This is a genomic window from Pseudomonas sp. FR229a (assembly GCF_030209115.1).
GTDB lineage: Bacteria > Pseudomonadota > Gammaproteobacteria > Pseudomonadales > Pseudomonadaceae > Aquipseudomonas > Aquipseudomonas moraviensis_A.
In genome coordinates this window covers 83,308-103,940 of sequence record NZ_JARVSP010000017.1, presented here as the reverse complement: position 1 = coordinate 103,940, position 20,633 = coordinate 83,308, and the positions used below count along the sequence as shown (strand labels likewise).

Annotated in this window: 22 protein-coding genes; 4 read left to right on the top strand and 18 right to left on the bottom strand. The window is 59.8% G+C overall.

Features of this window, described 5'->3' with window-relative positions:
- Nucleotides 1–47 precede the first annotated feature (47 nt).
- Nucleotides 48–590 carry a YaeQ family protein gene (locus QRN33_RS14230; protein ID WP_007908961.1) on the bottom strand — a complete coding sequence of 181 codons (543 nt, stop codon included), beginning with the start codon at nucleotides 588–590 and terminating at the stop codon, nucleotides 48–50.
- Nucleotides 591–736: 146 nt separating this feature from the next.
- Between QRN33_RS14230 and QRN33_RS14225 the strand changes: the two genes are divergently transcribed.
- A complete protein-coding gene (locus QRN33_RS14225) occupies nucleotides 737–1,936 on the top strand; it encodes a CaiB/BaiF CoA transferase family protein (protein ID WP_285409078.1) in 1,200 nt (399 codons plus the stop codon).
- 222 nt (nucleotides 1,937–2,158) lie between these two features.
- Here the strand turns inward: QRN33_RS14225 and QRN33_RS14220 are convergent, their stop codons facing one another.
- The 12 genes from QRN33_RS14220 to ffh form a co-directional block, all read right to left on the bottom strand.
- Complete coding sequence (locus QRN33_RS14220; RefSeq protein WP_016771530.1) at nucleotides 2,159–2,440, bottom strand: DUF3509 domain-containing protein; 282 nt, start codon at nucleotides 2,438–2,440, stop codon at nucleotides 2,159–2,161.
- A 163-nt stretch (nucleotides 2,441–2,603) separates the two neighbouring features.
- Entirely contained in the window at nucleotides 2,604–3,011 is a 408-nt protein-coding gene (locus QRN33_RS14215; RefSeq protein WP_042606921.1) for a response regulator, read from the bottom strand.
- A gap of 117 nt (nucleotides 3,012–3,128) precedes the next feature.
- Nucleotides 3,129–4,502 (bottom strand): transporter substrate-binding domain-containing protein, encoded by a 1,374-nt coding sequence (locus QRN33_RS14210; protein ID WP_064364380.1) that lies wholly within the window; start codon nucleotides 4,500–4,502, stop codon nucleotides 3,129–3,131.
- Between the two features lie 120 nt (nucleotides 4,503–4,622).
- On the bottom strand, nucleotides 4,623–6,032 hold the full coding sequence (thrC, locus tag QRN33_RS14205) for a threonine synthase (protein WP_083354283.1): 1,410 nt from the start codon (nucleotides 6,030–6,032) through the stop codon (nucleotides 4,623–4,625).
- 106 nt (nucleotides 6,033–6,138) lie between these two features.
- Nucleotides 6,139–7,443 (bottom strand): homoserine dehydrogenase, encoded by a 1,305-nt coding sequence (locus QRN33_RS14200; protein WP_024011722.1) that lies wholly within the window; start codon nucleotides 7,441–7,443, stop codon nucleotides 6,139–6,141.
- 131 nt (nucleotides 7,444–7,574) lie between these two features.
- The gene (dsbC, locus tag QRN33_RS14195) at nucleotides 7,575–8,306 is read right to left on the bottom strand and encodes a bifunctional protein-disulfide isomerase/oxidoreductase DsbC (RefSeq protein ID WP_042606918.1); all 732 of its coding nucleotides are present in this window, start codon (nucleotides 8,304–8,306) and stop codon (nucleotides 7,575–7,577) included.
- A gap of 258 nt (nucleotides 8,307–8,564) precedes the next feature.
- Entirely contained in the window at nucleotides 8,565–9,461 is an 897-nt protein-coding gene (xerD, locus tag QRN33_RS14190; RefSeq protein WP_064364382.1) for a site-specific tyrosine recombinase XerD, read from the bottom strand.
- A gap of 187 nt (nucleotides 9,462–9,648) precedes the next feature.
- Nucleotides 9,649–9,999, bottom strand: a complete 351-nt coding sequence (gene rplS / locus QRN33_RS14185; RefSeq protein WP_003175895.1) for a 50S ribosomal protein L19 — start codon at nucleotides 9,997–9,999, stop codon at nucleotides 9,649–9,651.
- A 45-nt stretch (nucleotides 10,000–10,044) separates the two neighbouring features.
- On the bottom strand, nucleotides 10,045–10,797 hold the full coding sequence (trmD, locus tag QRN33_RS14180; RefSeq protein WP_038860625.1) for a tRNA (guanosine(37)-N1)-methyltransferase TrmD: 753 nt from the start codon (nucleotides 10,795–10,797) through the stop codon (nucleotides 10,045–10,047).
- A 2-nt stretch (nucleotides 10,798–10,799) separates the two neighbouring features.
- On the bottom strand, nucleotides 10,800–11,336 hold the full coding sequence (gene rimM, locus QRN33_RS14175; protein WP_016771538.1) for a ribosome maturation factor RimM: 537 nt from the start codon (nucleotides 11,334–11,336) through the stop codon (nucleotides 10,800–10,802).
- 5 nt (nucleotides 11,337–11,341) lie between these two features.
- Entirely contained in the window at nucleotides 11,342–11,593 is a 252-nt protein-coding gene (gene rpsP, locus QRN33_RS14170; protein WP_003185073.1) for a 30S ribosomal protein S16, read from the bottom strand.
- A 310-nt stretch (nucleotides 11,594–11,903) separates the two neighbouring features.
- Entirely contained in the window at nucleotides 11,904–13,280 is a 1,377-nt protein-coding gene (gene ffh, locus QRN33_RS14165; protein ID WP_007967791.1) for a signal recognition particle protein, read from the bottom strand.
- Nucleotides 13,281–13,490: 210 nt separating this feature from the next.
- Between ffh and QRN33_RS14160 the strand changes: the two genes are divergently transcribed.
- The 3 genes from QRN33_RS14160 (at nucleotide 13,491) to QRN33_RS14150 (ending at nucleotide 17,183) form a co-directional block, all read left to right on the top strand.
- Nucleotides 13,491–14,303 carry a cytochrome C assembly family protein gene (locus tag QRN33_RS14160; RefSeq protein ID WP_016771539.1) on the top strand — a complete coding sequence of 271 codons (813 nt, stop codon included), beginning with the start codon at nucleotides 13,491–13,493 and terminating at the stop codon, nucleotides 14,301–14,303.
- Between the two features lie 12 nt (nucleotides 14,304–14,315).
- Nucleotides 14,316–15,557 carry a transporter associated domain-containing protein gene (locus QRN33_RS14155; protein ID WP_285409077.1) on the top strand — a complete coding sequence of 414 codons (1,242 nt, stop codon included), beginning with the start codon at nucleotides 14,316–14,318 and terminating at the stop codon, nucleotides 15,555–15,557.
- A 309-nt stretch (nucleotides 15,558–15,866) separates the two neighbouring features.
- A complete protein-coding gene (locus QRN33_RS14150) occupies nucleotides 15,867–17,183 on the top strand; it encodes an MFS transporter (protein WP_285409076.1) in 1,317 nt (438 codons plus the stop codon).
- Nucleotides 17,184–17,271: 88 nt separating this feature from the next.
- Here QRN33_RS14150 and purT read toward each other — a convergent pair whose 3' ends face one another.
- From purT to QRN33_RS14125, 5 genes are all read right to left on the bottom strand, one after another.
- The gene (purT, locus tag QRN33_RS14145) at nucleotides 17,272–18,453 is read right to left on the bottom strand and encodes a formate-dependent phosphoribosylglycinamide formyltransferase (protein ID WP_123418145.1); all 1,182 of its coding nucleotides are present in this window, start codon (nucleotides 18,451–18,453) and stop codon (nucleotides 17,272–17,274) included.
- 100 nt (nucleotides 18,454–18,553) lie between these two features.
- Nucleotides 18,554–19,021, bottom strand: coding sequence for a VUT family protein (locus tag QRN33_RS14140; RefSeq protein ID WP_016771544.1), 468 nt, complete (start codon nucleotides 19,019–19,021; stop codon nucleotides 18,554–18,556).
- 217 nt (nucleotides 19,022–19,238) lie between these two features.
- The gene (locus tag QRN33_RS14135; protein ID WP_252875652.1) at nucleotides 19,239–19,448 is read right to left on the bottom strand and encodes a DUF1289 domain-containing protein; all 210 of its coding nucleotides are present in this window, start codon (nucleotides 19,446–19,448) and stop codon (nucleotides 19,239–19,241) included.
- Nucleotides 19,445–19,969 (bottom strand): gamma carbonic anhydrase family protein, encoded by a 525-nt coding sequence (locus QRN33_RS14130; RefSeq protein WP_042606912.1) that lies wholly within the window; start codon nucleotides 19,967–19,969, stop codon nucleotides 19,445–19,447. Before QRN33_RS14130 ends, QRN33_RS14135 begins: the two co-directional genes overlap by 4 nt.
- A 39-nt stretch (nucleotides 19,970–20,008) precedes the next feature.
- Nucleotides 20,009–20,608: a CoA pyrophosphatase gene (locus tag QRN33_RS14125; protein ID WP_064364386.1), complete on the bottom strand. Its 600-nt coding sequence runs from the start codon at nucleotides 20,606–20,608 to the stop codon at nucleotides 20,009–20,011.
- Nucleotides 20,609–20,633 lie beyond the last annotated feature (25 nt).

The following is a 20,633-nucleotide window of genomic DNA, read 5'->3' as shown; positions in this document are numbered from 1 at the left end:
CGGAGGCTTCTCTTTGATTCGTGGGAAATATCGGCGGTGTCGCGACTTTAGCCGCGCTCACCTTGCAGCCATTGCAACTGGACTTCGTGCTGACCGCGATCGTCGGTGACGAAGATCGTGCCTTCGCTGATCATCACGTCCCACTTGATGACGCGCGGCATGTCCTTGGCCAGGGTTTCCAGCACTTCCTGCGGGACGGCAGCGATGTTGACGTTTTTCAGATTCTTGATCGCCGGGATCACCTTGGTCTCCCACACGCGCAGGCTGCCGTAGGCCAACAGGCTGGTGCGCTCGGTGCGGCGCGAGCACCAGGTCAGGCGGTCGGCATCCGGCTGGCCGACTTCGATCCAGTGCAGGACGCGGTCGTCCAGGCTTTTTTCCCACAAGGCCGGTTCATCCACGTCTGACAGACCACGGCCGAACGACAGCTGCTCGTTATACCAGAGCGCGTAGGCCAGCAGCCGCACGGTCATGCGTTCTTCGGTCTCCGAAGGATGACGGGCGATGGTCTGCTTGACGCTCTCGTAGACGCTGCGGTCGAGGTCGGTGAGGTTCAGTTCGAATTTGTAGGTTGTGGACGGCTGGGCCATGAACGGGCTTCTTGATACGAGGAAAGTCGGCAAGTCTAACCGATGCCACAGGCAATCATCGAATTGATGGCGATCAAGCTGCGGCGTCGGACAGCCGGCTATGTTAAAACCCCCTATCCGCTCAGCCTTGTCCTACAGGATTTCGCATGCCGTTCACCAGCAAACCGCTCTCGGGTCTGAAAGTCATTGAATTGGGTACGCTGATCGCCGGGCCTTTTGCCTCGCGCATCTGCGGCGAGTTCGGCGCCGAAGTGATCAAGATCGAATCGCCGGACGGCGGCGATCCGCTGCGCAAATGGCGCAAGTTGTACGAAGGCACCTCCCTGTGGTGGTTCGTCCAGGCGCGCAACAAGAAGTCGCTGACCCTCAATCTGAAACACCCCGACGGCTTGGCGATCCTGAAACAGCTGCTTGGCGAAGCCGACATCCTCATCGAAAACTTCCGCCCCGGCGTGCTGGAAAAACTCGGCCTGAGCTGGGAAACCTTGCATGCGCTGAACCCGAAACTGGTGATGGTGCGCCTGTCCGGTTTTGGCCAGACCGGGCCGATGAAGGATCAGCCAGGCTTCGGCGCGGTTGGCGAATCCATGGGCGGCCTGCGGTACATCACCGGTTTCGAGGATCGGCCGCCGGTGCGCACCGGGATTTCCATCGGCGACTCGATTGCCGCGCTGTGGGGCGTGATTGGTGCGTTGATGGCTTTGCGTCATCGCGAGGTCAATGGCGGACTGGGCCAAGTGGTCGACGTTGCGCTGTATGAGGCGATTTTCGCGATGATGGAAAGCATGGTGCCGGAGTTCGACGTCTTCGGTTTCATCCGCGAGCGCAGCGGCAACATCATGCCGGGCATCACGCCCTCTTCGATCCACACCAGCGCCGACGGCAAGCATGTGCAGATCGGCGCCAATGGCGATGCAATCTTCAAACGGTTCATGCAGGTCATCGGGCGCGACGACCTGGCGAACGACTCGGTACTGGCCAGCAATGACGGCCGCGACAGTCGTCGCGACGAGTTGTATGGCGTGATTGATCGCTGGGTCAATTCCTTACCGCTGCAGACCGTTCTCGACTTGCTCAATCAGGCCGACGTACCGGTCAGCCGGATCTTCAGCGCCGAGGACATGTTCAACGATCCGCAATACCTGGCGCGGGAGATGTTCCTGCATGCCAAGCTGCCGGACGGCAAGGATTTCAAGATGCCCGGCATCGTGCCGAAACTCTCCGAAACGCCGGGTTCGTCAGAATGGGTCGGACCACAGCTTGGCGAACACAACGCGCAGGTGCTTGGCGAACTGGGCTACGACGCGGCGCACATCGTCAGGTTGCGTGAAGACGGAGCCATTTAAGCACCGCTGGGCACTCTGGCTTTCGAGCAACCCAATGCGCCGTGAGCAAACGCCAGGCAAAAAGAAACCCCGAGAAGTGGGGAGACGACTCGGGGTTAAACGTGGTCTGCTTCGAGACCCGTAGCAGCAAGCGACAAGCACCGGAGCACAATGCTTGATCCTGCTGTTATGGGGTCTGACTGACAGGGATGCAGGAAGGTTCCCACAAAAAATATTTCATCTTTACAGGGCCGGACGCTTGTCCAGTGCCGCATTGCGCAACGCCGCGATGACGCAGGGTTCCAGCCGTCCTTCGGCGATCATCACGTCGCGGTGCAGGCCGTCCACCACATCTGTCAGCAAGCGCTTGTCGCTCAACTGGGCCTGATTGAATTCGCGCTCCACCACAATGGCGCCGCTGCTGTTCTTCAGCGTCACCAGACATTCACCATGGCTGCCGCGAGGGGTCAGCGTCACCTGATACGGGCTCAGAGCCTCACCGAGCAATAGACTGATACTTTCCATCTCGATCTCCACTCAATAGTCCGAAAACACAGTGCCTGGGGCGTGTTCACATTAAATGACCACCGGCCCGAGAAGAAAGTTCTGCCTCTCGCGCCCCAATCTCGTGGGGGCTGCGTCTGACAGAGCATGCACGGCGAAGATGACAGAAAAATAACCGTCCCCCTCAGGCCTCGATGAGTTCCGGCGGCGAGATCAGATAACTGTCCAGCAGGCCCCTCATCAACACTGCCGAGACCGGCGTTTGCAGACGCCCCAGCAGGCGCAGGCGTTGCTGGCGAAGCACCGGTTCAAGGTCAGTCAACAGGCTCTGCGCGACCGAGCCCAGCAGAATCAGCGCCCGTGCCTCATGGTGCGCGGCCAGATGGTGGATCAGGGCCAGGCCATCCCCACCCTTGAGTTGCGGATCGCAAATGGCGATATCGACCGCACCGCGGTGCCCCAGGGAACATAAGGCTGACGCTAACGAGGGGGCGGTAAGGACGTCGTAGATGCCGATGGCATTGAGCATTTGATGCAATGCCATCAGCTGGAACGGATTGGGTTCAAGAATCAGGACTTTAAGCGAGCGCATGGGCGACCTCTGGAGCGATCATCGCGGACTCTCACCGCAGTTGTCGTCCACTCTAGGCCAGGCGTCTTAAGCCTCCCATCAGAAAAGTAGTCGCGTCTTGCAGGACATTTCCCTTCTTCAATGCAGACATCGGCAGCCGCTCTCAGTCCGGCGTTGAGTGATGTCGGTCCAGCCACCCAACAAGCCGCGCAATTTGCCGTCACCGCTGTAAAACGGCACCGTCCACTGATAGACCTCACGTGGGCCGCCATTGAATAGCAGCTCGCGCTTGCTGAAGCGCGACTTGCGAGTCTGCAACTGCGCGATGAACTCATCGTGCAGCATCCGCGCGGTCGTTTCGGGAAACGCATCGACCTCGATCAACAACCGCCCCTGCATCTGGTCCAGGCGCACCGACAGCGCCTCTTCGTAACTGCGGTTGCAGATGATCAGACGCCCCTGGAGATCGCGCACGAACACCGGATCCGGCATGGAATCAATCAGGGCATGTTGAAACGCCAACTGATCACCCAACTCCTTCTCCGCCTCACAGCGCAACTTGATCACCGCCGCCAGACGCCTGTTCCACACCAGCGACAGTATCCCGAAAACACCGATCACCCCCATCGCCCAGCATCCCCATTCAACCAACTGCTGCCAGATCGATGGCACGGGCGCCGGTGAAATGCCTTCGAGCCACTTAAGCCGGATCGCGCGCAACTCAGCGGCCGGGAAAGCTTCCAGTGCCTTGTTGAGAATACTCAGCAGCTCGGGCATGCCTTTTCGTACAGCCAGGTGATCGGCTTCCCACTTGCCCTCTACCAAGCCACCGACTTTGAGCATGCCCAGCGGGTAGAGCTGCGCGCCGATTTCGTTTTCGATCGTGGCGTAGGCTTCACCACTTTCAACCAGCGCCCGGGCTTCGGCGTAGGTTTTCACTGAGCGTATTTCAATCGAAGGGAAATCACGCCGAATCACATCTTCCAGTGCGTGCCGGGCAGGCAGCACCAACACGCGCTTCGCCAGTTGCTCGAAAGAGTCCACCACTGGCGCATCCGCATGGCCGACAAAAACCCAGCCCGCACCACCGAAAGCGTGGCTGAAATCAAGGAACAGCTTGCGATCATCGCTCATGGCCAGGGTCGTACTGATGTCCGCAACCCCGCTTTGCAGGCGTTCGAGCATGTGGTCGGTGGAAAAGGATTCCTGATGCTCGAATTGCAGCCCGGTCATCGCGGTGACACGCTTGAGCACGTCGTTGTTCAGACCGTTCCACTGCCCGTGCTCGTCCTGAAACAGATACAGCGGGTATTGCACTGATGCCACTGTCACCTTCGGGTTTTCGCGAATCCATTGACGTTCGCGTGCGTCCAGTTCGACAGGCTGCACATTGACGGGCGCATTCGCCTGATCAAGTACCATTTGCGCTGCCATGGCGCTGTGCATCCACCCCAGCACCGCCGACAAAAACAACCAGCCCAGTGCCGGTTTCAAACCTCTGTAAAACAGCATTGCCATTTCCTTCGTGATCGACTCACCCGTCCTTCGTGGGTGAAAACCCGAGCAGTGTGGCAGCAGAAACAAAAAAGCCCGTCAGGAGACGGGCTTCAAAATGTGACAGCTTTTTCAGGCTTAGAGTGGCTTGCCGCGGTTGCCATGCTGGCTGACAAAGGCTTGCACGGCTTTCAGGTCGTTCGGCAGAACCGTGCAGCGCTCGTTTCGCTCAAACAAATCAGAAAGATGTGCAGGTAGTTCGAGCGCTTTTCCTACACCCGCTTTCTCCACTGCCTCGGGAAACTTGACCGGATGGGCAGTGCCCAGAATCACCATCGGGATGTCCAGACTGCGACGGCACTCGCGCGCGGCTTTGACGCCGATGGCGGTGTGCGGATCGAGGACTTCACCGGTCTGCTCGTAGACTTCGGCGATGGTTTCACAGGTCTGGGCGTCATCCACCGCCAGCGAATCGAACAGTTTGCGCGCTTCGGTCCAGCGCTCCTGTTCGACGCTGAAGCTGCCGTCCTTTTTGAACGAGCCCATCAGGCCGGCGATTGCCGCACCGTTTCGACCATGCAGGTCGAACAGCAGGCGTTCAAAGTTGGACGAAACCATGATGTCCATCGACGGCGACAAGGTCGCGTGCAGGGTTTCCTTGACGTACTGGTTGCCGCTCATGAAGCGGTGCAGGATGTCGTTGCGGTTGGTTGCGACGATCAACTGGTTGATCGGCAGGCCCATGTTGCGTGCCAGGTAACCGGCGAAGATGTCGCCGAAATTGCCGGTGGGTACCGAGAACGACACCGAACGCGCCGGACCGCCCAACTGCAGGGCCGCATGGAAGTAGTAAACGATCTGGGCCATGATCCGCGCCCAGTTGATCGAGTTCACCGCCACCAGACGCGTGCCTTTGAGGAAGCTCTGGTCGGCGAAGCTGTTCTTGACCATTTCCTGGCAGTCATCGAAGTTGCCTTCGATGGCGATGTTGTGGATGTTCTCGCCGAAGATCGTCGTCATCTGCCGACGCTGCACCTCAGAGACGCGCTGGTGCGGGTGCAGGATGAAGATGTCGACGTTCTCGCAGTGCTTACAGCCTTCGATGGCCGCCGAACCGGTGTCACCGGAAGTGGCACCGACGATCACCACGCGCTCGCCGCGCTTTTCCAGCACGTAATCGAGCAGACGCCCCAGCAGTTGCAGGGCGAAGTCCTTGAACGCCAGGGTCGGACCGTGGAACAGCTCCAGCACCCACTCGTTGCCGTTCAACTGACGCAGTGGCGCAACGGCACTGTGGGCGAACACACCGTAGGTTTCTTCGAGGATCTTCTTGAAATCAGCATCCGGGATGCTGCCGGTGACGAAGGGACGCATCACTCGGAACGCCAGTTCGTGATACGGCAGGCCGGCCCAGGAAGCGATCTCTTCCTGAGTGAAACGTGGCAGGTTTTCCGGGACGTACAGACCGCCATCGGTCGCCAGACCGGCCAGCAGGACCTCTTCGAAATTCAGGGCCGGGGCCTGGCCGCGAGTACTGATATATCGCATTTTTTTCAAACCTTCGGTTTGAGCTGCAAGCTGCAAGCTGCAAGCTGCAAGTAAAAGCCAGACTGCTTCTCTCTTGCCGCTTGCCGCCCGAAGCCTGCCGCTGCTTTTAGTTCAAGTGTTCGACGCGGATCCGTACAACCGGGCCGTCGACGCCAGCCAGTGCTTCCAGCGCAGTGATCGCATCGTTGATACGTTGCTCGACCACGCGGTGGGTCAGCAGGATCATCGGCACCAGGCCGTCATGCTCTTCGACTTCCTTCTGCATGATCGATTCGATATTGATACCGCGCTCCGACAGGATGCTCGCCACCTGAGCCAGTACGCCCGGGTGGTCCTTGGCGTGAATGCGCAGGTAGTAAGCGCTTTCGCATGCTTCGATCGGCAGGATCGGATGTGCCGACAGCGAGTCCGGCTGGAAGGCCAGGTGCGGCACGCGGTTTTCCGGGTCGGAAGTCATCGCGCGAACCACGTCGACCAGATCGGCGATCACCGACGAAGCGGTTGGCTCCATGCCAGCGCCGGCTCCATAGAACAGCGTCGAACCGGCGGCGTCACCGTTGACCATCACTGCGTTCATCACCCCGTTGACGTTGGCGATCAGGCGATCGGCCGGGATCAGCGTCGGGTGTACACGCAACTCGATGCCGGCGTCAGTGCTGCGCGCCACACCGAGGTGCTTGATGCGATAGCCCAGCGCTTCGGCATAGTTGACGTCGGCGGTGGTCAGTTTGGTGATGCCTTCGGTGTATGCCTTGTCGAATTGCAGCGGAATACCGAACGCAATCGACGCCAGAATGGTCAGCTTGTGCGCGGCATCGATGCCTTCGACATCGAAGGTCGGGTCGGCTTCGGCATAACCCAGCGCCTGCGCTTCGGCCAGCACGTCTTCGAACGTACGGCCCTTCTCGCGCATTTCGGTGAGGATGAAGTTGCCGGTGCCATTGATGATCCCGGCGACCCAGTTGATACGGTTGGCGGACAGGCCTTCGCGGATCGCCTTGATCACCGGAATGCCACCGGCCACCGCGGCTTCGAACGCCACGATCACGCCTTTCTCGCGGGCCTTGGCGAAAATTTCATTACCGTGAACGGCAATCAGTGCCTTGTTCGCGGTGACCACATGCTTGCCATTCTCGATGGCCTTGAGTACCAGCTCACGGGCAACGGTGTAGCCGCCCATCAGCTCTATGACGATGTCGATCTCAGGGTTCGTGGCCACTTCGAAGACATCGTTGGTAATCGCAATACCGGTCGTCTGGAACTGAGGCTTTGGCGTGCGCGTGGCAATTTGTGCCACTTCGATTCCACGCCCGGCACGACGAGCAATTTCCTCGGCGTTGCGCTGAAGTACGTTGAAGGTACCGCCACCGACGGTCCCTAACCCACAGATGCCTACTTTGACCGGATTCACTGTGAACTCCCCATGAAACGGCCGACGCAGGGTCGGCCGGAAAACAACCGCGTGCTCGCGGCTCTCTGTTGATGGCCCGGCGTTGTTGCTGCCGGACCACGATCGTCAACGGCTGCCCGTGACGATGCGAATTACTTCGCGCCCAGCGCCAGTTTGGCGACTTGTGGCGCAGGCTGGTAGCCCGGAATGACCTGGCCGTCAGCCAAAACGATGGCCGGTGTGCCGTTCACACCGATCGACTGACCGAGGGCGAACTGTCTGGAAACCGGGTTATCGCACTTGGCAGCCTTGATTTCCTTGCCATCGACCATTTTGTCCATGGCAGCTTTCTTGTCTTTCGAGCACCACACCGCTTGCAGCTGTTCGTCGCCCGGCGAATTCAGGCCCTGGCGCGGGAACGCCACGTAGCGCACTTCGATGCCGCGCTTGTTCAGCTCGGGCACTTCGGCGTGCAGTTTGTGGCAATACGGGCAGGTGGTGTCGGTGAACACGGTGATGTGCGATTTGGTCTCGCCCACCGCCGGGTACACCACGGTTTCGGCGACCGGAATGGCATTGATCAGTTTGGAAATGCCCAGGCGTTCGGTCTTCTCGGTCAGGTTGACCGGTTTGCCGTTCTCCAGCTGGTACAGGTTGCCCTGCACGATGTACTGGCCATCGGCGCTGGCGTAGAGCACGCGGCTGCCTTTGAGTTTGACTTCGTACATGCCGGGCAACGGGCTGGCATTGATGCTTTCGACCGGAACCTCGAGTTCGAGTTTTTCCAGGCTTTGACGAATGGCTTTGTCGGCCGCGTCGTCGGCGACGGCAAAGGTGCTCACCAGCGCAATAGCGGCGGCGGCGAAAATCTGGGTCAGACGCATGAGTACTCCTGAGGGCGGGCCAATGAAACGATCAGAACGCCCGTGCGAAACACCGGGTCATAACCGTCCATCGTGCAAACCGGGAAAGCCTAACACATAAGGCCGCGAGGGCCGAATGCGCCTGTCGCCACACATTTGAACGTCACCGCAGAATCCTTGTAGGAGTGAGCCTGCTCGCGATAGCGGTAGTCCTGCCGACACGGCTTTGACTAACAGACCGCTATCGCGAGCAGGCTCACTCCTACAAGGGTTTGGTGTTCAGCCGCGGGGGTGGTGCTTGGCGTGCAAGTCCTGCAGGCGGGCGCGGGCGACGTGGGTATAAATCTGCGTGGTGGAAAGGTCGCTGTGGCCAAGCAGCATCTGCACCACGCGCAAGTCCGCGCCATGGTTGAGCAGGTGCGTGGCAAACGCGTGGCGCAAGGTATGCGGAGACAGCGACTTGTTGATCCCGGCGACCTTGGCCTGGTGCTTGATCCGGTGCCAGAACGTCTGCCGGGTCATCTGCTCGCCGCGCTGGCTGGGGAACAGCACATCGCTGGGGCGGCCACCGAGCAATTCCTGACGGCCATCACGCATATAACGCTCGACCCAGACAATCGCCTCCTCGCCCATCGGCACCAGCCGTTCCTTGCTGCCCTTGCCCATCACCCGCAATACGCCCTGGCGCAGGTTGACCTGCTCCAGCGTCAGGCTGATCAGTTCGGTCACGCGCAAACCACAGGCATACAACACTTCCAGCATCGCGCGGTCACGCTGGCCGATGGCGTCACTCAAATCCGGCGCCTTGAGCAGCGCGTCGACATCGGCTTCCGAAAGCGACTTGGGTAACGGCCTGCCCAGTTGTGGCATGTCGACGCGTAACGTCGGATCGACACTGATCAGCTTTTCCCGCAGCAGATAGCGATAAAAGCCACGCACCCCGGAGAGAAATCTGGCGGTCGAGCGCGGCTTGTAGTTCTGCTCCAGACGCCACGCCAGGTGATCGAGGATCAACTCTCGGCCGGCATTGATCAGCTCGAGATTCTTCTCCTGCAACCAGCCGTTGAACAGCGCGAGATCGCTGCGATAGGCGTCGCGGGTATTGTCGGAGAGGCCTTTTTCCAGCCATAAAGCGTCGAGGAATTGATCAATCAGCGGATGGTCGATGGCAGGCATGGGGGCTCGGGCAGGCTGCTTTTCGCGCGGCGTGCAAATAGTCAGTAAAGGGGCGCCAGTCTTTCATAGCCGGCCAGTTCAAGAAACAGGCAGCTTCATTAAGCGAGGCGCGTGCAAGGCGTCCGGTAAATCGCAGGCAACAAAAAAGCAGCCCGTAGGCTGCTTTTTTCTGCATCGGAAGCTGGGCTTAAGCCAGTTTTTCCTTGATGCGGGCTGCTTTACCCGACAGGTCGCGCAGGTAGTACAGCTTGGCTTTACGTACGTCACCGCGACGTTTAACAGCCATGCTGTCGATCTGCGGGGAGTAGGTCTGGAAAGTACGTTCTACGCCAACACCGTTGGAGATTTTACGAACGGTGAACGCACTGTTCACGCCGCGGTTACGCTTGGCGATTACAACGCCTTCGAACGCTTGCAGACGGGAACGATCGCCTTCCTTCACTTTCACCTGAACGACAATAGTGTCGCCTGGGGCGAAGGTAGGGATTTCTTTGGTCATCTGCTCTGCTTCGAGTGCAAGGATGATTTTGTTGGTCATGCTGTGCTCCTAAGGTAAATCGTTCGATCTACCATCGATACGTTGTTAACTATCGTCCCGCTCGCGGATGTATTCCTCGAGCAGCTTCTTCTCTTCTCCAGAAAGCGAGCGGCTTTCCAGAAGATCGGCGCGTCGTTCATAGGTCCGACCAAGGGACTGCTGTAAACGCCAACGCCGGATATGCGCGTGATTGCCACTCAGCAACACGTCGGGAACACGCTGATCCGCATACACCTCCGGTCGGGTGTAGTGCGGGCAATCCAGCAGACCATCCGTAAAGGAATCTTCCTCAGCGGAATCCGCATGCCCTAAAGCTCCAGGCAGCAGTCGTGTAACCGCATCGATCAGGACCATGGCCGGCAGCTCGCCGCCAGACAGTACATAGTCGCCAATCGACCACTCTTCATCGACATGAGCCTCAATAAAGCGCTCGTCAATGCCTTCGTAGCGGCCGGCAATCAGGATCAATGCATCCGATTGTGCCAGCTCGCGTACCGCCGACTGAGTCAGTTGACGGCCTTGGGGGGACAGGTAAATCACCTTCGCCGCCTCCCCGGCTGCTGCCTTGGCCTGGGCCAGAGCATCTTCCAGGGGCTTGATCTTCATCACCATGCCCGGACCACCGCCAAACGGGCGATCGTCCACAGTGTGATGCCGATCCGTCGTGTAATCTCGCGGATTCCAACAGGTCAGCTGCAAGAGCCCCTGTTTGACCGCACGACTGGTGATGCCGTAATCGCCAATGGCGGAAAACATCTCGGGAAACAGACTGATCACTTCTACGCGCAAGTTAGCCACGTTCAGAAATCCGCGTCCCAATCCACCTTCATCTCGCCCGCTTCCAGGTCGACGGCCAACACGCATTGCTCCGTATAGGGCAACAGGCGTTCGCGATCATCCAGGCTGCCAGCGCAAGGCTTGACGACCATTACATCATTGGCGCCGGTTTCCAGAAGATGATCGATTTTCCCGAGCAATTGCCCAAGAGTGTCGATGACCTTCAGACCTTCCAGCTGGTACCAGTAGTACTCGCCTTCGGTCAATTCAGCGAACAGGTTGCGCGGCACGCAGATCTCATAACCGGCCAGAAGACGAGCTTCTTCACGATCATCGAGACCCTTGAGCTTGGCGACCAGGAACTTGTCGCTCCCGCGTCCACTGACCAGCTCGACCTGTTTGACATTGCCTTCGCGCTTGAGCGTCCAGGTTTTGTACTGCAACAGGTTTTCAGTCGGATCAGTAAAGGAATAAACCTTCACTTCGCCGCGAACGCCATGAACAGAATAAATTTTGCCAATAACGATCAAATCATCGGCAGGGGCTGGCGTCGCGTTCATATTGCTCAGGCCGCAGCCTTGGCAGATTCCTTCAACAACTGAGCAACGCGCTCAGAAGGTTGTGCACCAACGCTCAGCCAGTAGGCAACGCGCTCTTGGTTCACGGACAGACGGATTTCCTGACCACGGGCAACAGGGTTGAAGAAACCAACCTGTTCTTTGTGGGAGCCGTCACGCGGGTTACGCGAGTCGGTTACGGTCAGGTGGTAAAACGGGCGCTTTTTGGAGCCGCCAAGGGCAAGACGGATTGTTAGCATGTGAACATCGTTCCTGTAGTCGGTGCTGCAAATCTAAATGCACAGCGGGCATGGGTGCCCGAAAGGCCGCATATTCTAAGGAATATCCGGACTTTTGCAAATGCCTTTTTCCGGCGCCCATGGCATGCCGTGCAGATTTGCATAGAGAGCCGTCGATGAAAACGGCCAGTCAGCTCCCGCCGAGTGCGGGTTTGCTGTGGATCCTGCTTCCTTGCAGGGTCTGCGCCGGTGCGACGACCGGCGCGGATCTTGTGCCCGCCTTACCCATTTCTCTCGCCATATATAAGAAGAATGGATCAGACAGAACGTCTTACATCTTCGGCATGCCGCCGCCGGGCAACATACCGCCCATGCCGCGCATCATTTTTGCCATACCGCCCTTGGCGGTGAATTTCTTCATCATCTTCTGCATTTGCTTGTGCTGCTTGATCAAGCGGCCGATGTCCTGCACCTGAGTGCCGGAACCCATGGCGATCCGACGCTTGCGCGAACCGCTGATCAGCTCAGGGTCGCGGCGCTCGGCCGGGGTCATGGAATTGATGATGGCTTCCATCTGCTTGAACTGCTTCTCTGCGGCGTTCTGGGCATTGCCCATCTGCGACAGGTTGACGCCGCCGATGCTCGGCAGCTTGTCCATGAGCCCGCCGAGGCCGCCCATGTTCTTCATCTGTTGCAGCTGATCGCGGAAGTCTTCGAGGTCGAAGCCCTTGCCCTTCTTCAGCTTCTTGGCCAGTTTGTCGGCCTTGTCCTTGTCGAGGGTCGCTTCGGCTTGTTCGATCAGGCTGAGCACGTCGCCCATGCCGAGTATCCGCGAGGCGATCCGCTCAGGATGGAACGGGTCGAGCGCCTCGCTCTTCTCGCCCATACCGATGAACTTGATCGGCTTGCCGGTGATGGCGCGCACCGACAGCGCGGCACCGCCACGGGCGTCGCCGTCGACCTTGGTCAGGATCACACCGGTCAGCGGCAGCGCATCGCCAAAGGCCTTGGCCGTGTTGGCGGCGTCCTGACCAGTCATGGCGTCGACCACGAACAGGGTTTCCACCGGGTTGATCGCGGCGTGCAACGCCTTGATCTCGCCCATCATCTCTTCATCGATGTGCAGACGACCGGCGGTGTCGACGATCACCACATCGATGAATTTCAGTTTTGCTTCTTTAATAGCCGCGTTGGCGATGTCGACCGGCTTCTGGCTCAGGTCGGACGGGAAGAACGTCACGCCGATGTCGTTGGCCAGGGTTTCCAGCTGCTTGATCGCGGCCGGACGGTAGATGTCCGCAGACACGACCATGACCGACTTCTTCTTGCGCTCTTTAAGGAAGCGCGCCAGCTTGCCGGCAGTGGTGGTTTTACCCGCGCCCTGCAGACCGGCCATCAGAATCACGGCAGGAGGAACAGCGCTCAGGTTCAGATCTTCGTTGGCCGCGCCCATCAGGCTTTCGAGTTCGGCCTGGACGATCTTCACGAACGCCTGGCCTGGCGTCAGGCTGCGCGACACCTCGGTGCCGACAGCGCGCTCCTTGACCGAATTGACGAAGTCCTTGACCACCGGCAATGCGACGTCAGCTTCGAGCAACGCCATGCGCACTTCACGCAGGGTGTCTTTGATATTGTCCTCGGTCAGCTTCGCCTTGCCGGTAACATGGCGCAGCGTCTGCGAGAGACGGTCGGTTAAGTTTTCAAACATTGCGCGATCCTTTCAGGCCCTGTACAGACCGGGATAATGGCGGCCCAGACCGGAATCAACATGTGCTCGGCGAGCCTGCGGCGTGGGCAGGTCGCGGATTATAGCGAAGACTGCGGCCGGCGGACACCTCGCCGTCAGCTTGCGGAGTCTTTCGTGCCATGGCGGTTCTATGCCAAACTCAGCGCCTTTCGGGCTCGCCTAACAGGATTTATGCTCCCCTTGTCACCCAGTTTGCTGACCACCCTCGCCGCCGCCCTGCTCTATGCCGCTGCGACCGTCTATCAAAGTACCCGCCTGGCCACCGGCGCCAAGGCGAACAAGCGCCTGCTGGTCAGCCTCGGCGTGTTCGCCGTGCTCGCCCACGGCGCCAGCCTGCTCACTCATCTGTTGACCCCGATCGGCCTGGGCCTGGACTTTTTCAGCGCCTCGAGCCTGATTGCCGCCGCGGTGATTGCCCTGACCCTGCTCGCCTGTTCGCGGATCCCGGTGGAAAACCTGCTGGTGCTGCTGTTCCCGCTGGGCGCGATCACGGTATTGCTGGCGCAGTTCGCGCCGACCGGCACGGTGCAGATCATCGATGAAGAGCCGGGCATCCTCGCCCACATTCTATTGTCCATCCTCGCCTACGGCATGTTCACCATCGCCGTGTTCCAGGCGTTGCTGCTGCTGGTGCAGGACCATCAGCTCAAGCACAAGCACCCGTCCGGGCTGATCAAGAACTTCCCGCCGCTGCAAACCATGGAGAGCCTGCTGTTCGGTTTTCTGTGGGCCGGCTGGACGCTGCTGTCGCTGTCGCTGATCTCCGGCTGGCTGTTCGTCGAGAACCTGTTTGCCCAGCATCTGGTGCACAAGACCCTGCTGGCCTGCCTGGCGTGGATCGTCTTCAGCGTGCTGCTGTGGGGCCGCAACCGTCTGGGCTGGCGTGGCCACAAGGCGATTCGCTGGACCCTCGCCGGTTTCTGTCTGCTGATGCTGGCGTACTTCGGCAGCAAACTGGTTCGTGAATACATTCTGCACATCTGACGGGCGGCATAAATGGACGGTTTGCCCATAGGGCCGATGCTCGCGGTATTTGTCCTGCTGATTTTATGGTCGGGGCTGTTTACCGCCGTCGAAATCGCGCAGCAGTACCTGCTTGCGCAACGTGTCGCCTCGCGCGCCAGCGATAAACCGCTGGCCAGGCTGAGCTTCCCGCTCGACAGCCTGATCCTCTGCAACACCCTGTGCCGCGCCCTTGCGGTGATCATCGCGACGCTGCTGGCGATCTTCCTCTGCGAAGAAAACGGCCCGTGGGCGGCATGCCTTGGCGCCGGCGCCATCCTGCTGGTGTTCGCCGATTATTTCCCGCGCGCCGTAGCCCGGCGCTATCCCGACGCCGTATTGGCGTTCGGCAACGCTCTGCTGGCCGTGCCGATGAAAATCGTCTACCCGTTCGCCTGGCTGCTCAGCCGTCTCAGCGTTTTGCTGACGACTCCGTTCACGCGAACGGCTCAGGTGGTGCAGCAGAGCGAAGATGATTTGCCGGCCGATCCTGACGACGCCCCAGAGCACCCGGTTCGCGCCCACCCGGTCGCGGGCATTCACGCGCTGGACAACATTACGGTCAACGACATCCTGGTGCCGCGCAGTGATGTCGACGGCATCAATCTCGACGATTCGATCGAAGAGATCATCGAGCAACTGCGCAACAACACACGCACCCGCCTGCCGGTGTTTCACAGCGACATCAATCAGGTCGAAGCGGTGCTCAACACCCGGCAGATCGGCCATTTGCTGAGCAATTGCGAACTGACCCGCGAAGCGCTGCTGGCCGCCAGTTACGAGCCCTACTTCGTCCCGGAAAGCACGCCGTTGCAACTGCAATTGCTCAATTTTCACAAGCAGCAGCGCCGCCTGGGCATGGTCGTCGACGAGTATGGCGAAGTCCTCGGCATCGTCACCCTCGAGGACATTCTCGAAGAGATCGTCGGCGAATTCGAAAGCGAACACAGCCTCGACAACCCGCATATCCATCCACAAGCCGACGGGCGCATGCTGATCGATGGCGCCGCGTCGATCCGCGATGTGAACAAGTGCCTGGGCTGGCATCTGCCAAGCGACGGGCCAAAGACGCTCAATGGCCTGGTCACCGAAGCGCTGGAAACCATTCCGGAAAGCGCGGTGTGCCTGAAGATCGGGCGTTATCGACTGGAAATCCTCGAGACCGAGGAGAACCGGGTGAGCAAGGTGCTGATCTGGCACACCTCTTCTGCTCCTGCTTTGGTGCCCGCCAGATAAAAATCAAAAGATCAAAAGATCGCAGCCTTCGGCAGCTCCTACAGATGCACGCGTTCCAAATGTAGGAGTTGCCGAAGGCTGCGATCTTTTGCGCTTGTTTGATCGTTAGCCCCCTTCCTATAATCGAGGCGCTTACCCAAGCGCCGTCGATCCCTGTGCTTACCCGGCACTACCCGGATCCTGACTGTTTCCGCTGCAAACCGACGACTGTTCCTACTCGAAACAGCGCTCGCGCCCTACCCCACATCCCTGGGTGTTCGACCATAATAATTCGCTCCACTGGAGCTCATGACTGTCAGGGATCACCGCATGACGACCCATACCGCTTACAGCGAAACCGCGCCTGCCCAGCCGACCAATTCCGCCACCCGCGTGGCCACGGCAAGCTTTATCGGCACCGCAATCGAGTTCTACGACTTCTACGTCTACGCCACTGCTGCGGCGCTGGTAATCGGGCCGGTGTTCTTTCCGCAGACCTCCGGCACGGCGCAGATGCTTTCAGCGTTTCTCACTTTTGGTATCGCCTTTCTCGCCCGACCACTGGGTTCGGCACTGTTTGGCCACTTCGGCGACCGCATCGGTCGTAAATCCACGCTGGTTGCCTCGCTGCTGTTGATGGGGGTTTGCACAACCTTGATTGGCGTCTTGCCGGGCTACGACAGCATCGGTGCCTGGGCGCCGATTCTGTTGTGTGTGCTGCGCTTCGGTCAGGGTCTGGGCCTTGGCGGGGAATGGGGCGGTGCGGCGCTGCTGGCCACGGAAAACGCGCCGAAGGACAAACGGGCCTGGTTCGGCATGTTCCCGCAGCTCGGGCCATCGATTGGTTTTCTGGCGGCCAACGGCCTGTTCCTGACCTTGGCCATGACCCTGGATGACGAGCAGTTCCGCAGTTGGGGCTGGCGCATTCCGTTTCTGCTCAGCGCGGCGCTGGTGATGGTCGGCCTGTACGTGCGCCTCAAGCTGCATGAAACGCCAGTGTTTGCCAATGCCATCGCCCGTCAGGAGCGGGTGAAGGTGCCGCTGGTCGAGTTGTTCAGCCAGTACTGGGCGCCAACCCTGCTCGGTGCGGCGGCGATGGTGGTCTGCTATGCGCTGTTTTATATCTCGACGGTGTTTTCGCTCAGCTACGGCGTATCCACGCTGGGTTATAGCCGCGAGACGTTTCTTGGCTTGTTGTGCTTCGCCGTGTTGTTCATGGCGGCGGCTACGCCATTGTCAGCCTGGGCCAGCGACCGTTATGGGCGCAAACCGGTGCTGATCATCGGTGGTGTACTGGCGATTCTGTCCGGATTTCTGATGGAGCCGTTGCTGACTCAGGGCTCGACCTGGGGCGTGGCGCTGTTTTTGTGCATCGAGTTGTTTTTGATGGGCGTGACGTTCGCACCGATGGGCGCACTGCTGCCTGAACTGTTTCCGACCCATGTGCGTTATACCGGCGCTTCGGCGGCGTACAACCTGGGCGGCATCGTCGGGGCCTCGGCGGCGCCGTTCTTTGCGCAGAAACTGGTGGCAATGGGTGGATTGAGCTATGTCGGCGGGTATGTATCGGCGGCAGCGGTGTTGAGTCTGATTGCGGTGCTGTGCTTGAAGGAGACGCGCGGCAACGACCTGAATCGTGTCGCTTGATAGATAGCTATCGCGAGCAGGCTCACTCCTACAGGGGAACGCATTTCAAATTGTAGGAGTGAGCCTGCTCGCGATCGGCGCGACTCGCTTACAGCTCTACAACAACAGCCTTGGAAGCACGGGTCGCCTTGGCACGCGCCGCCTCGATCGACTCATCCCGCGCCAGCGCCACGCCCATGCGGCGCTGGCCGTTCACTTCCGGCTTGCCGAACAAGCGCAGCGCCGTGTCTGGCTCGCTCAGTGCAGCGCCGAGGTTGGCGAATGCAGTCTGGGTCGACTGGCCTTCCACCAGAATCACCGCCGACGCCGACGGGCCGAACTGACGGATCAGCGGCACCGGCAGGCCGAGAATGGCGCGGGCGTGCAGAGCGAATTGCGACAGGTCCTGGGAAATCAGCGTCACCAGACCGGTGTCATGCGGGCGTGGCGAGACTTCGCTGAACCACACCTGGTCGCCTTTGATGAACAGCTCGACGCCGAACAGACCACGGCCACCCAGCGCTTCAGTCACTGCTTTGGCGACACGCTCGGATTCAGCCAGGGCAATCGGGCTCATCGCTTGTGGCTGCCAGGATTCCTGATAGTCACCTTTCTCCTGACGGTGACCGACCGGCGCGCAGAACGTAGTGCCGCCGATGTGGCGCACGGTCAGCAGGGTGATTTCGTAATCGAAATCGATGAAGCCTTCGATGATCACCCGACCTTTGCCGGCGCGACCGCCCTCTTGCGCGTAATCCCAGGCTTTCTGCACGTCCTCGGCGCTGCGCAGCAGGCTCTGGCCCTTGCCCGACGAACTCATTACCGGCTTGACCACGCAAGGGAAACCCAGATCCTGAACGGCTTTGCTGTAGTCCTCGAATGTGTCGGCAAAGTGATACGGCGAGGTCGGCAGGTCCAGCTCTTCGGCGGCCAGACGACGGATGCCTTCACGGTTCATGGTCAGTTGCGCCGCACGCGCGGTTGGGATCACGGTGAAGCCTTCGGCTTCCAGCTCAACCAGAGTGGCGGTGGCGATGGCTTCGATTTCCGGCACGATGAAGTGCGGCTTCTCGGCTTCGATCACCGCACGCAGGGCCGCGCCGTCGAGCATGTTGATCACGTGGCTGCGATGCGCAACCTGCATGGCCGGCGCGTTGGCGTAGCGGTCGACGGCAATCACTTCAACGCCCAGGCGCTGCAGTTCGATTACCACTTCCTTGCCCAACTCACCACAGCCACACAGCAATACGCGGGTCGCGGTTGGCGACAATGGAGTTCCGATACGGGTCATCTCAGGTCCTCAAAGGAAGCGGATCATCGAGGAAAGCCACGCAAGTGCGCTTTCCATGGGGAGAAAGCGCGGCATTTTACATGAACCCGAGGGTTTGGCTTCAGCTGGCGACAGCCTGTTTGCGATCACGCCAGGCCATGATCAGCCAGACGGCAGTGACGCCGGCGAATTTCGAAGCCAGCGCAGTGATGATCACCGGTGGCGTCAAGGCGTCGATCATGCCGAAAAAGATGAAGGTATCCAGCGGAATGCTCAGCGCCGAGCTGATCCACAAGCGGTCGCGCAACGGCCGCTTGGTGATGCTGAACACCAGCCAGTCGATGCACTCGGAGACTGCAAACGCCGTGGCGCTGGCCAGTGCGATGGAAGGGTCGGAGGTAATGTAGGAAAGCACCAGCGCCGCCAGCATCGCCACGATCGCACCATGACCGAAGCGCGTTTGCACCATGTCGCGCAGTACGAACACCAGCCCGCCCCAGGCCGACCAGATGATGTCCAGGTGCGGCGCGGTGGAAAAGGCGAAGTTGATCAGCACGACGCTGCTGATGTAGGCGATGAGGAAGATCATGGGAGCGGCCTGTGAATTTGGCGCACAGGTTACTGGACCAGAAGGTCAAGAGCCACCCCCTCACCCCTAAGGGGGCGAGGGGGAAAGGGAGCAGACCGGGGGCTTTTCAAATCCTGAGTTCGACGTGGTATTTTCAGGTGGGCGTGACTCGTCCAGACAACACGGTCAGTCCCTCTCCCTCTGGGAGAGGGCTAGGGTGAGGGCATTCCAGAGCCGGTCATCGTTTTGCAGGCAACATCCAAACCAACCCACTCGCCTTCGCCCGCTCATGACACAACCCCAGCACCGCCCGACGCTCGTCGTTACTCATGCGGCCCCAGCGGGTGATCTCCTCGACCGTGCGTTGGCAGCCGGTGCAGATATCGTCTTCATCCAGCGCGCAAATATTCACGCATGGCGAGGCAACAGGTCGTTCGATACTGGTCATTCTTCCTGCTCAACCAGATCGCGGGCGTACCGCTGCGAGTTATGCACATAGTGCGCGGCGCTGGCTTCGAGCATCTTTTTCTGCGGCTCGGTGAGTTCGCGCACAACCTTGCCCGGTGAGCCCATCACCAGCGAACCGTCAGGAATTTCCTTGCCTTCGCCGATCAGCGAATTGGCGCCGATGATGCAGTTCTTGCCGATCTTCGCGCCGTTGAGAATCACCGCGTTGATACCGATCAGGCTGTAATCGCCGACCGTGCAGCCGTGGAGCATGGCGTTGTGGCCGATGGTCACGCCGGTGCCGATGGTCAGCGGATAACCCATATCGGTGTGCATCACCGTGCCGTCCTGCACATTGCTGTTCTTGCCGATGAGGATCAGTTCGTTGTCGCCGCGCAACACGGCGTTGAACCAGACGTTGGCGCCCTCTTCCAGGCGGACCTTGCCGACGAGCACGGCATTGGGCGCGACCCAGCTTTGCGGATGGGTTTCGACACGGGCGTCGCCCAGGCGATATTTCATCTTGTTTTCCTCGGGGCTCACGGCCGTTCGAACGACGGCTCAGGTATCGATAAAGCTTTTCGGCGGTTGGTGCAGGCTGATTTTGGCGTCATAGAGCAGGTTGATCAACTCGACGATCATGATCGCCGTCAGCCCCCAGATCTTGTACCCGCCGAAGCGATAGCTCGGCACATACCAACTGCGGCCCTGATAGTCGATGCGATGGGTGTGCTCGCGGGGATCTTTGCGGAAGAATTCCAAGGGCACGCTGAAGACGGCGGCGATTTCGGCATCGTTGGGTTGGTATTCGACAAAGTCCGGAATCACCCCGACATACGGCGTTACCTTGATACCGTGCAGGGAAATCAGCGGACTCAGCGGGCCGATGACTTCGACCAGCCCCGGCGGCAGTCCGATTTCTTCTTCGGCTTCACGCAGCGCGGTGAAGATCAGGTCCGGGTCTTCCGGGTCGCGGCGTCCACCAGGGAAGGCGACTTCGCCGCCGTGGGTCGAAAGCCCGCTGGCGCGCAGGGTCAGGACCAGTTCCGGTTCGTCACTGCGGGTGATCGGCACCAGCACGGCGGCTTCGGGGAAACGTGCGTCGGTCTCCAGCGTGCGCGGTGTGTGGTTGCTTACCCTATGCAGTAGCTCGTCCAGCATGAGTGTTCTCGATCGGTGCCTTGCT